The organism is Deltaproteobacteria bacterium (genome assembly GCA_016933965.1).
Classification (GTDB): Bacteria; Desulfobacterota; Syntrophia; order Syntrophales; family UBA2210; genus JAFGTS01.
On the sequence record JAFGTS010000037.1, the window covers coordinates 72,108 to 84,543 of the forward strand.

A 12,436-nucleotide genomic window follows, 5' to 3' on the forward strand; every position below is an offset into this window, starting at 1 on the left:
CGTGTCTCCTCTTCAGGCCCGACCGGGCTATATTATTGAAATTGTTGCATTTATGCCCATCATAAGGGGAGTTGTGATGTCCTCCTCCAAAAACCAGTTTTGCATAATGCCCTGTATGAAAAAATGATGCAACAAAAAAAGCCCCCGTGAAGGGGGCTTTGAGCAGGAAATCAGCTTTCAGTAGCGGAAAATGGCTGCAATGGACCTTTCACCCGGCATCTCCTTCGGATCGATGGAGTAGACCGTTCCCCCGTTCAGGGTGGTCCTGATCGCGGCGAGATCGAACAGGTCCTCATGCCCCTGTTCCTCCTCGCCTGATAAGAAAACCCGGTTTCCTTGGGGGTCATATCGCCCCCACACCTGAACATCGATGTCAATAAAGAGAATCCCCACCCTGCCGTTGCACGCGGCGGGAACGATCTCGCTGATATTGTCCGATGACAGGCCGGTGCCCACGTTCTGCCGGTACTGGGCCAGTGCGTCGACCCGTTTCTGCTCCATGAATGATTCAATTACCGGAAGCGCCAGGTGAAGCAGGTCATCTCCGTCCATTCCCTCCGGGTTTCCCGTGATGGCCGTTTCCGCCAGGTGGGCGTACGTATTGGCCTCCCTGAAGATCGGGAAGAGGTAGTCGACACCGGCGAACAGAAGAGGATGGCGCTTATCCTTCAGAAAATCACGCAGTTTTCTGTCGACGATCTTGAAATACTGAAGGATTTTGCCCTTCGTGTCTTCCGATCCCGTGTGGAGCTGAAGACGCTTCTCAAAAGTGTCAAGGTTCAGTGCATCATTGATGTTCTGGGGCATGCCGGTGATCTCGATCTCCTGGACCCCGTATCGGGAGCATTCAAAGAGCCGCACGCTGTTCTGGCTGATGGCAAGGATGTAAAAGGTCATCCTGTCACTCAACATTGGTATGATCGGTTTCAGGTGAAACCGGTCGCTGACGACGACGATCTCATCGAACTCTCGTGGCAGGCGGAAATATGAGAACTGACCCGGAGAAATAAAAAGGGCAAATCCGCGATACTGATTCTGCCAGAAGGGGATGTCGCTGACCAGTTCTTGGGCCGGCTGAAGAAACTCCCTGATTTCTGACGGCCGAAGTTCACGAAACGAAAGTTTCTCTTCGGCCTCCCGCAGCAGGTTTTTGAAACGGATCTGATTTTGCTGGGTTTCCGCGCCTTTTTGGATCGTCGGCATGTACATCGATAAACAGATGCCCACCTGCTGTTCCATGAGGGGGCTGAGGGTGTCTCCCGTTACTCTTTCCATTCAATAAAACCTCCTTATGGAAAGTAAAAGTGAATAAAAGAGAACCGGAAAAGTATCGGTCTCGCTTTTGTTTTTCAAGTATATATAATCTCGGTACAGCGGGCAATAAAAGAATTTTTTTCCAATCTTCCCGGCCTGTTTAGCAGGGTTTCTGTCGTGTATATCAAGGGGGAAGTGGAGATCGAGGAAAAATGGGTACAGAAGAATCGCACAAGCGGTCCGGCGGACATCATTTATTCGATCGAGGCTTGTGATGAAGCTTTCTTTCCTTTCGCGATACAGTCAATAATGCATGTCACGTTCGTGATGACCATGATCAGACAGATGATCATCACCGTCCAGCCCGTGCCGGGATCTTCCGCGATCAATGCCGGTATCACAACCGCCATGAACCAGAGAAGGGCCGCTGTCGCCGTTGTCCATATGAGCCAGGCCGGGATGACGGCACACAGGTAATATCGTGATCCCAGGCGGTGTTTTATATACCATGCCCCCGTCATCAGGGCGATCGATGCTATGAGAAGATTTGCCGCACCGAAGGTCGGCCATAGGACGGTGAGATTCCCGCTCCATGCGAGATAAATGCCAAGAAGTGCGGGGATAAAAGAGGTGAAAAAGCGATTTGTCAGGAACCCGGCCGATGCGCGTGAGCCCGTTTTGCCTGAAGAGAAGACCTCTGTGATGCAGTACCGGCCGAGACGGTTTGCCGTATCCAGGGTGGTCATTCCGAAAGCGGCCACCCACATGCCGGCGATAACCGTGATCGCCTCCGCGGGTATAATACCGAGCCACGTGGCGGCGATCATATCGGTATAGGATTCGATGAACAGGTTAGCACCGGTCAGTTCCACCGATTCGGTCGTCGATGTGAACAGGGCCGCCCAGTTGGTCGGGTTCAGCATGACATCGATACCCATGTCCGCCCCGCTTTTCTGTATCGCCGTGTAACCAAATCCGGCAATGGCCGCGATCACCATGGTTGACAGAAATCCTTCGGTAAGCATGCCTCCGTATCCGATGAGCAATCCGTCGCTTTCTTTCGGGAGTTGCTTTGATGATGTGCCCGACCCCACGAGCGAATGGAGACCCGACAGGGCGCCGCAGGCAATGATCAGCGGCATGGCGGGCCAGAGGGGGGTTGGTTTCCCGGCCGAGAGGAGAGGGGAAAATGTGGTGACCACCGGTATTTCGAAACCTCGAAAGGCGAACAGGGTTCCCACAAGGCCGATCAATATCCCCGTGTAAAGGAGAAAGGAATTCAGGTAATCCCGTGGCTGGAGCAGGGTGTGCACCGGCAGGGCCGATGCGATAATAATGTAAAAGAAGAAAACAACCATCCAGGTCGTGTAGGAGGCCTGTATCGGGAAAAGGATACCCAGGGTGATCGATGCCGCGAGCAGTATGATGCCGACGATCGTCGCCGTCGAAAAACCCACGTTTTTTAACCGATAGATCAGGACACCGAGGATCAGGGCGGCGATGGTCGTCCAGAGGAAGGTCGAAGCGATCTGCGGAGTCCTGATAAACAGGGAACCCAGGACAGTGCCGAGGGACGCAATGATCATGACAAGAAAAAAGAAGGAAATACCGTAAAAGGCCTTTCCCGTGCGCTTTCCAAGAATCTCCACGGTTACGAACTGAATGGACTTCCCGTCATGGCGGACCGAAGCCATCAGGGCCAGGTAGTCATGAACGGCACCGATGAAGATGTTCCCGAACCAGACCCAGAGAATCCCGGGGAGCCATCCCCAGCACAGTGCCAGTGCGGGACCCACGATCGGCGCCACTCCCGCGATGGAAGAAAAATGGTGTCCGAAAAGAACCTCCCGGCGCGTGGGAACATAATCGAACCCGTCATACAGGCGGCGTGCCGGCGTTTCCTTTGCGTTCGATGCGTGAACGACCTTTTGCTCCAGGATCCTGCCGTAACTGAAATAGGCCAATACGTAAAGGATCAATCCGAGAAGAATAATGAGAGCGGTAATGGTATGTCTCCTTTTGAGTTATTTTAACCGTTATCCAACATTCATCCATAATAAACTATGAAAATCGAGGGATTGCATTCGTTTTGCGAACCCAACTGTCTGTCACCGGGATTTAAAGAGATTACAGAGAAAAGGTTTTATTTCATAACAATAATTAAAAACTATGAAGTAGTTTTTTACTGTAATTAATCAGAAACCCATCTTTTGAATTTTGACAGATCAATTTCACCCTTATGAACCGATATCTGTGTCCAACCTCCGGAATGGATCTTCACTGTCAGGCCGGATATAGCTATGTGGCCGTAACTTTTACTTGGTTCTATCCTGCTGCACGTACCCCGAAAACTGCTGCACCGCTCGTTAACACAGGGGCAGGTTTCATAATTTTCAACGTCAGCACATTGCCCGGCAACAATATCTCCGCTCCACTCTTCCAAGGTTGCTGTTACAAGTTCCGGGAAATAGATCTTGATAAATGGTGCCCCCTTGGTATTCCAGCCAGCGCCTCCGTATCCCAGTGGAGTTGTCACATCGACATCGCCATCGACCTTTAATACTGTTGATTTCACATTTTCTACGCCGATGCAGCCGTAGAAAGTCTTTGCCGGCATTTTATCATAGTGGTGGCACGCAAGTCCGTCCCAATCGCAATACGCGAAAGGTCCGAATGTTTGGTCGGCGAAATACGGCGAATCCGGGGGCCACAAAACAATTGTGGCTTTAGATTCAGCTATGAGTGGGGCGACTTCATCTTCATAGGGGCAGAGCTTCATCTTGAACCAGGGACCGTACCAAGGTATGGAAGTGTCAATCATCCTTGCTTTACATTTATCCCAGCAAATTGTGAACATTGAGGGTGGTTCAGGCGACCAGCTGACATTGATCTCATCGCTGATCGGTCTGAGTGTGGCCTGTGAAGCAAGAGGAAAAGTCAGGGAGACTACCAGCAGAAAACTAACCGAGAACGCACACCAACTCACTACTTTTCGGGGTAGTTTCATAAAAAGCCCCTTTTCCCGGGCAGTTAAAGCCTTTTTGAAACCGCGATAACTTCACAAAAATATTGTTTAATATGTACCCCTCAATGAGGCTCCTGTCAAATGTTTTTTAGAAAATTCCTGCTCGACAGGAAACGTCCGCCCGTCCCATCGGGCAGGAATTTTCAGCCGGCGAGCCAGAGCTCTTGTGGGAAGTCGGCAGTCAGATTTTCCGTTCCGTCGGCCGTCACGAGAACGATGTCCTCAGGCATTGCACCGGAGAGCACCATGTCCATGTCCCAGGCGCCGACCTCGACACAGAAAACCATGCCTTCCTGTATCACCGTGGGCTCGCCCCTGATGATCCATGGTGGCTCGTGATTTGAGAAGCCCATGCCGTGCCCTACGAAATTTATGATGTGATCCTGAAGGGGGTCCATTTTCTTCAAGGCTTCGAGGGACACATCGAATGCATGACCGACCGTCGCCCCGGGTTTCAGGGCGTCGATCGTCGCCTGTTCCGCTTCCATTGCCATGTTTGCAAGGTCGATCATTTTGGGTGGTGGCGTACCGACATAAAAGGTCCTCTGGAAATCCATCTGATACCCCTGGTAAGAAGGACCGCAGTCACTGATCCCCATGTCTCCTTCCTGTATGACGCGGTCCACCGGTCCGGTGATCCACCGGAATACCCCGCCTTCTTCCGCGGCGTTGCTTGACCAGCAGAGCCACGTCGACGAGCTCGGACTTCCGAACAATTCCTGTTCGGCGCATGCCTGCCAGAAGGTCCGGTGGACATCAAGCTCGTTGACACCCGGTTTAATCGCCTCAAAGGCGATTTTCAGTACCCTGCAGGCCCGTTTGCACCCCTCCCTGATGATCTCGATCTCATAGGGGGTCTTCACACTTCTCTGTTCCCATATGACCGGGTCCGCGGAGACGATCTTCGCGTCCGGAAGGCGGCTTCCAAGTTGGTCATATTCTTCAAAGGAGAGATAGGTGTCGATATCCGGCCCCTTTTCTATGCCGAGCACCCCCATGTCCAGATTGAGGTCTTCCAGTGTGTCCCTGAGGAGCTTCCAGAATTCCAGGGATGGTTTTACCCCGAACAATATTTCACCCAGAAGCTGCGCGGCCTCGGTCTCACTCCAGAATCGCAGGTCTTCAACGTATGTCTTCAAAACGGTCTGCCACGAGAAGGCGCCATGTCCCACGATGACCGGCTCGTGCTCCTGTGACAGGATCATACAGGAACGCCAGACCCAGTTGTGCATCTGGGCCACATCCGTCCACCCGCCGTAATACCACCAGTTTGTTGGTGAAAAAAGGATCATGGCATCCATTTTATGTTTTGCCATGAGCGTTTTTGACCGATCGATACGCCGCCGGTACTCTTCGTAAGGCATGGACGCCCACTTCTTGTCTTTTTTCCCGACTATTGATCTGAACATGCTCCTCCCTCCCTTCGGATGTGCATTTCGCCGCTTCCCCCCGGCGCTTATACGCCGTGCCTGGTTTTTCTTCTTGAGTGATCTTCTGACAGCCCCCCTGTTACACGTGCCTTATGGTGATACCGTTCATAATACCCTTCAAAAAGCGGCGGTCAAGCATAATTAGTATGTTTTTCCACCCCCTTTTATACCTTACCGAAATGTTTTGATGGTTCGCTTCAAGTGCCGGGAGTGTAAGCAGAATGCTCTATCTTGTGGACGGTGATGAATGCTAAACGGGGGTTGAGGGGGATGCAATCCCCCTCATTAAATTTCTTAGATGCCCCGCCCTTTGGGCGTTGAGAATTTCTTAATTCTTGGACCATTCATAATGAGAAAATTGGTCTATTCTTCATCTCGTGGCAACTAACCTGTGTTTAGAATTTAATAGCGCCGCCGCAGATACTCAGGCATTGCCCGGTAACATAATCACCCAGGTCCGTGACGAAAAATTCTACTGCCTTCGATATGTCGTCAGGGTTTGCCATACGCCCAAGAGGAATTTGCGACAGGAGCTGTTCTTCAATGCCCGGGATTGCATCATAGACGAGTACCCTGAGTCGCCGCGTATCAACATAGGCCGGTGAGATGCAGTTTACGGTAATGCCGAAGGGGCCAAGCTCCTGGGCCAGAGACCGGGTGTACGATATAACCCCTGCTTTTGCGGCACCGTAGGACGAATAGACCCCAAACTGCTGTGCCTGCAATCCTGCCTGGGATGTGGTATTGACGATACGCCCCCATTTCCGGGCCTTCATGTGTTCCGCCACGGCCTGCGAACAGAAAATGGTGCCCATGAGGTTCCGATCAATCGTGGCCCTGAGATCTTCTTCCGATACCATCGACGCGATACTTGCCATGACGTCACCAGCAAGTCCCCCCGCGTTATTAATCAGAATGTCGATATGACCGAGTTCGTCCAGCGCCTTTTGTATCATAGCCTGGACCTCTTCTTTTTTGCAGACATTTGCCTCGATTCCGATGGCACGCACTCCCAAGGTACGAATCTCTTCAACCACGGTCGGTGTTGCCATTTCTTCCTGAAATTCTTTATAGGATTCGAGATTGATATCGTTGATGACAATATCAGCGCCGAGGCGGGCTAACCGCAGCGCATGTGCTCGTCCGATCGCCCGTGCTGCACCTGTTATCAATGCGACCTTGCCTTTCAACTTCATAGGACCCTCCTTTATGGTATAAATATTACCTTTGCTGCTTCCTTTGCGGCGGCCAGTTTAAATCCCCGCTCTCCTTCTGTGAGCGGCAACTTGTGAGTTATCATGGGTTCAACGGTGATCTGCCCCGATGAAAGCAATGCCAGTGCGCGTTTCCATGTATCAGGTTCATATGCATATGCTCCTATCAGAGATTTTCTGCCACGCACCACATCAGTCGGCGAAAATTCGGCCGTATCGGGGTGAATACCGATAAGGACAACTTTGCCTCCCGGCCGCACCATGTTCAGTGCCTGTGGTATGGAAGCAGGATTGCCCGATGCCTCAAAGACAATATCAAGACCGGCACCAAAGCCTCCTCCTGTCAGCTCTGCAGCCGTTGCGGCGGGGTCGTCTTCCTCTACATTGAGCATGGCGTCGGCACCAAGCAGTCGGGCGACCTCAAGTCTTTTCATGTCGGTACCCGTTCCCACCATCATGACAAAGCTCGCTCCGGAAGTCTTCAGTACCTGAAGCGTGAGCAGCCCAATAGGGCCGGGGCCCAGAACGGCTGTTGTCTGACCCGGGAGGATACCGGAAAGTTCCACGGCATGGATCGCTACTGAAAGCGGCTCGCAGAGTGACGCTGCCTCATCACTTACATTGTCGGGAATTTTTAAGATGTGAGCAGCGGCCGTTATTTTCAGATACTCTGCAAAGGCCCCATTGGAAAGAAGACCCAGTACCATTTTCCCGATACATGCTTCACCGTCGCCTACCTGGCAGAAATCACACCGGCTGCAGGACATGTACGGAAGTGTTGTAATCCGATCCCCCACGGTCACCTTTCTTACTTTTGAACCCGTCTCGACGACTTCACCTGAATATTCATGCCCCGGTATTATGGGCAGGGGAACCCATTCATATCCTGGGGTATATTCGTACAAATGTACATCGCTCCCACAGAGGCTTCCACAACGCACTTTCACCAGGATGTCGACATCTCCTACTTCAGGCATATCGACATCGAGGACTTCGATGCCGCGCTCCTGTTTTGTTTTGACTATGGCTTTCATGACACCTCCTCTTCTAAAATACACGTAACAGATCTTCCAGTTGTGCAATTTTTAGAAAGGGCTCCGTGCGTTCCGTCGCCACATCAAGAACGGTCGGCACCGAGGCCTTAAAGGCGTTTCTGAGTGCCGGTCCCAGTTCGTCGGGTTTTTCAACCCTTACACCATTGCACCCGCATCCGAGAGCAATCTGCACATAGTCCGTATCCGCAAACTCGGTGGCCACAACCCGCTGTGTAATCGACTGCACATTGTGAACCATACCAAGCACTGAGTTATTCATGACCAGAAAGACAACCGGCAACTTATATTGCGCAGCCGTGGAAAGAACGTGAAGCATCATGGCAAAACCGCCGTCTCCAACCACTGAAAGGACCGGTCTATCCGGAAAGAGGAGTTTCGCGGCCACTGACGCCGGCGGTCCCCAGCCCATTCCGGCCACCCCGCCCGGAGAGAAGACCGTTCCCGCTCTCTGACTCTTGAATAAGTTAGCCATCCAGAGCCTGTTGTTACCCGCGTCAAGAGTGATGAGTGTTTCAGGATCGATATTATCCTGGATTTCCCGCACGATTCGCTGAGGCAGTAAAGGAGCGGCATCTGATGAGAATTCAGGCACCTGGCAGTAACTTTCGTCCTCTTTCCGTTTTTCAACCGCGGAAATCCTCTTCGTTGCCTTATCCCGGTCCGCTTTTTCACCGAGGGCCGCGATAAGCTGTTTTAATGTCAGCTTCACATCACCGATAAGCGCTGTTGTAATGGGGTAGGTCCACCCTGCATTTCTGGGGTCCACGTCGATCTGAATGATTTTCTGACGATGAGGATCGATGAACTGTGGGCTGTCAAACCGGGTGTCGCTGGGACCGAGGTGGCATCCCGCAACCAGGATAAGATCCGCATCTGCGATCGTGCTGTTTGCCACGGGCTGACCAAAAGAACCCATCATGCCCAGTGACAGAGGATGAACACCTGGAAAAGCGCTCAATCCTTTGTAACTGGTCGCGACGGCTGCCCCGAGCAGTTCGGCAAAAGTCATAAGCTCACCATAGGACTTGGAAAGATGAATCCCGTTTCCCGCAATTATCACAGGATTTGCGGCTTCCAGAAGAAGTGTAACCGCTTCTTCAAGGGACTCGGCGGACGGATTGGTAATCGACGGCTTCAGATATCCTTCCGATGAATACAGCCGGGGGCACCGCTCGGGGTCGATTTCACCCTTCACGGCTTTGCTGCGCATGACAACGCATGCGGGTCCCGGACGTCCCGAAACGGCGTGTTTGATCGCAAACTGTACACCCTGTACCGCTTCTTCTGGTGTCACGGCATATGTGGTAAATTTACTCATTGAACGAAGTATTCCAACAATGTCAAAGGACCCGTACTCACCCGTTCCGGATTGATAGGATGCATGCTGGCTGAACCCCATATCCGATGTATCCGTCAAAACCAGCATAGGCGAGTTTGACAGATAGGCTTCAAGAATTCCAAAAGCACCGCTTGAAGCGACGAAGGCTCCCTGTCCCATGAGAACACCGGGTTTTCCCGTGACACGTCCGTACATATCCGCCATGCACGAGGCGGCCTGTTCATGACGGGTAAGCACGGCCTTGATCGCATCCTGTTTGTCATAAAGGGCATCCCAGATCGGGATTGTGCCACCGCCCGGTATGCCGAACACATGATCTATTCCCGCTTCGACAAGCACATCACATATCTTTTCACACGCCTTGCTCATAATTGCCCTCCTGATTATATTGTATTCCCGATGCACTCGTTGACGGCGCATCACGCAATTTCCTGTTCACTGCATTACAGGCCGAACAGACGCATTGCGTTCCCGCCCAGGATGGCATCGATTTCCTGTTTTGTAAATACGATCCCATCGGGTGCATTTTCCGGCAAGTCTTGTATCATCTGCAACCAGTTTTTGATGGGAAGGACAAGTTCAAGGACAGGGTTGTCCGTACCCCAGAGAAATTTATCAGCCGATGCTTCATCGATTGCTTCACGCAGCATATGGCAAAAGGCGGAAAAATTCCTGTTTGCAAGTACCTGCTGTCCGCTTATATCCGCGTAAAACGTGGTGGCCTTGGCCGCGACGAGATTGACCAACTCGTGCCACCAGCAAAATCCCATGTGTGCGGCGATTACCCGTAACGAGGGAAAATCACTTATGATGGCGTCGAGATAAATCGGCTGGGCATATTTGCTCTTGAAGGGTTTCGAAATCGGCCCCGTATGAGAAAGAAGGGGTATATCAAGCTCTTGCGCTTTTTCGAGGACTTTATAAGATTCCTCACCATCAGGGAAAAAGCCCACTGTGGGATGGTACTTTAGTCCGCGGCATCCATACTCGTTGATTGCCCGGTCCAGGATATCAACGGCATCGGGCCTTCGAGGGTCCACTCCGGCAAAGGCTATTATTCTATCCGGATATGCTTTTGCCAATGATCCGTAAAACTCATTTATTTCGTTCACCGATTTCCGGGGTTCACCAATTCCATAGCCCCAGTCAAGCGCCATGATATATGCCATGTCGATGCCGGCATTATCTAGGCTGGCAATCAGCTTTGAACCATCCGTGTCCATCAGACCGTCCAGCATATCCTTTTTTACCTGCTCTCGGGTAAGTTCGCCCATTCCCATTCGCTTCAGGTAATCCACAGCGATGTCCGCAAGCGCGTTCCAGTAATTTTCTGAAATAATGTCCCATGTCCACACATGACAATGTGCATCAATGATCATACGGCCGCTCCTTTCTTTTCTCTGTGGGTTCATCTGCGAAAAAGGTGCAGATGGTGTTGATGGTATTTACACCTGCCCGAAGTCTCCTTCACGAAGACAGGTGCTGTTTTCTGCATTATCCTGAACGTTTTATTGAGATACTTATATCTATGCGGAAAAACTACGTATTGACACAAAACGAAAAGTTTTTTACATTTTGCGCAAATTGTGAAGGATATATCTGCAAAGACGTGCATCGATCGAATTCGAGAACGTGTAAAACTCACGGATACGATCCGGATGCGGTCATGTTCCTATGTAGCGGGAGGGGACTGGAATAAGCATCTTTTATAATAATCTAACTTTTCAAGCCTTAACATTTTGTATGAACAATTGATTGCACCGTTTCAAAGACGTTGGATGTGAAACGTATGAGATTTGCGTTTGTATCTCATCTTATTCCAGGTTTGGCAAACTCGGTAATGTCAATTGTGGTGTACATTCATTTTGTAACATTCTGTGAAAACGATGATGTATGTATATGATGAAAAAATGGATCTGTAAGTGAAACAGCCAACTGCATCCGTAGATTTTTTCAAATCGATTTTGAGGGTGTTAGCCCGGTGGGGCTACGACCCTGAAGAAATTTATGAAACGATAGGTTTTGATCCCTCTATATTACATGCCGGTGATGCACGGATATCTTTAACACAATTTAATGCTTTTTTTTCGGAAGCATTAAAACGGCGCCCGGATTCCCATTTTGGATTACATATTGGAGAAAATGATGATTTCACAATGGATATTCTGCATGTAATTTTATTTAATTCATCCACATTGGGCCATGCGTTAAGAAATTTTTGCAGGTATTACAATTTGGGCCAGGATATATGCAGGCCGGTATTAACCATCAGGCAAAATTCAGCAGAGCTTGTTCTGGAAATTGATGTTCCCGACTTGATACACCATCGCCATTACGTAGAAGGTCATCTTGCGTATTATTTTACGTTGATTTCCCTTCTTGCAAATGAAAAGGTCGCGCTCGACCGGGTTCAGTTTGTTCATCCGTCACCGGATGACACGTTGGAACATGAGCGTATTTTTCAGACATTGCTGCTTTTCGGACAGTCTGAAAATAAAATCGTTTTCAATAAAAACTATCTGGATCTCCCCATCCGCATTGCAAACTCAAAACTTCTGAAATCTCTTGAAATGCATGCGATACAACTGCAAAAGGGTATCTATCATAACGATACGGTTTCATCATTGGTCGAAGATGTAATTATGAAGGCCCTTCCTTTTAGAAATGCGGACATTGTTTCAGTTTCTAAAAAAATGGGAATGAGCCCGAGGAAACTCCAGAGCCATTTGAAGAAAGAGGGCGCCAGGTACAGGGATGTGCTGGACAAAGTGAAGAGAAATCAGGCAGAATATTTTCTCGAACAACAAAACCTCTCGATCATAGATATAAGTTTCCTGTTAGGCTATTCCGAACAGAGTGCTTTTAATCGTGCCTTTAAGAAATGGACCGGCCATTCTCCCGGTGAATATCGATTCAAAAAGAATCATTTACGTTCATCATGATTGAAGGGAAGGTCTAATTTCAATATACGCCGTGCTTTTTTCACTTTCGTAAAGGGGAGAAAGTGGGAAGAAAACAGCCTAATAAAGAAAAAAGAGTTACAGGTCAAACACCGTAACCCTTATTATAACTGGAGCCGATGAGGAGACTCGAACTCCTGACCTACTGATTACGAATCA

General features: G+C 50.2%; 9 protein-coding genes. 1 reads left to right on the forward strand and 8 read right to left on the reverse strand.

All coding sequences use genetic code 11. The features are described 5' to 3' along the window. Positions 1 to 177 precede the first annotated feature (177 nt). From JXO48_09195 to JXO48_09230, 8 genes are all read right to left on the reverse strand, one after another. Positions 178 to 1,275 carry a hypothetical protein gene (locus tag JXO48_09195; GenBank protein MBN2284051.1) on the reverse strand — a complete coding sequence of 366 codons (1,098 nt, stop codon included), beginning with the start codon at positions 1,273 to 1,275 and terminating at the stop codon, positions 178 to 180. 233 nt (positions 1,276 to 1,508) lie between these two features. Further along, positions 1,509 to 3,218 carry a carbon starvation protein A gene (locus JXO48_09200; protein ID MBN2284052.1) on the reverse strand — a complete coding sequence of 570 codons (1,710 nt, stop codon included), beginning with the start codon at positions 3,216 to 3,218 and terminating at the stop codon, positions 1,509 to 1,511. A 227-nt stretch (positions 3,219 to 3,445) separates the two neighbouring features. Next, the gene (locus tag JXO48_09205) at positions 3,446 to 4,261 is read right to left on the reverse strand and encodes a hypothetical protein (GenBank protein ID MBN2284053.1); all 816 of its coding nucleotides are present in this window, start codon (positions 4,259 to 4,261) and stop codon (positions 3,446 to 3,448) included. A 161-nt stretch (positions 4,262 to 4,422) separates the two neighbouring features. Beyond that, entirely contained in the window at positions 4,423 to 5,688 is a 1,266-nt protein-coding gene (locus JXO48_09210; GenBank protein ID MBN2284054.1) for an aminopeptidase P family protein, read from the reverse strand. Positions 5,689 to 6,104: 416 nt separating this feature from the next. After that, the gene (locus JXO48_09215) at positions 6,105 to 6,905 is read right to left on the reverse strand and encodes an SDR family oxidoreductase (protein ID MBN2284055.1); all 801 of its coding nucleotides are present in this window, start codon (positions 6,903 to 6,905) and stop codon (positions 6,105 to 6,107) included. Between the two features lie 11 nt (positions 6,906 to 6,916). After that, the gene (locus tag JXO48_09220) at positions 6,917 to 7,957 is read right to left on the reverse strand and encodes an alcohol dehydrogenase catalytic domain-containing protein (protein MBN2284056.1); all 1,041 of its coding nucleotides are present in this window, start codon (positions 7,955 to 7,957) and stop codon (positions 6,917 to 6,919) included. Positions 7,958 to 7,970: 13 nt separating this feature from the next. Next, a complete protein-coding gene (locus tag JXO48_09225) occupies positions 7,971 to 9,686 on the reverse strand; it encodes a thiamine pyrophosphate-binding protein (GenBank protein MBN2284057.1) in 1,716 nt (571 codons plus the stop codon). A 74-nt stretch (positions 9,687 to 9,760) separates the two neighbouring features. Then, on the reverse strand, positions 9,761 to 10,696 hold the full coding sequence (locus tag JXO48_09230; GenBank protein ID MBN2284058.1) for an amidohydrolase: 936 nt from the start codon (positions 10,694 to 10,696) through the stop codon (positions 9,761 to 9,763). A 543-nt stretch (positions 10,697 to 11,239) separates the two neighbouring features. Here JXO48_09230 and JXO48_09235 point away from each other — a divergent pair. Next, positions 11,240 to 12,259 carry an AraC family transcriptional regulator gene (locus JXO48_09235; protein MBN2284059.1) on the forward strand — a complete coding sequence of 340 codons (1,020 nt, stop codon included), beginning with the start codon at positions 11,240 to 11,242 and terminating at the stop codon, positions 12,257 to 12,259. Positions 12,260 to 12,436: the final 177 nt, after the last annotated feature.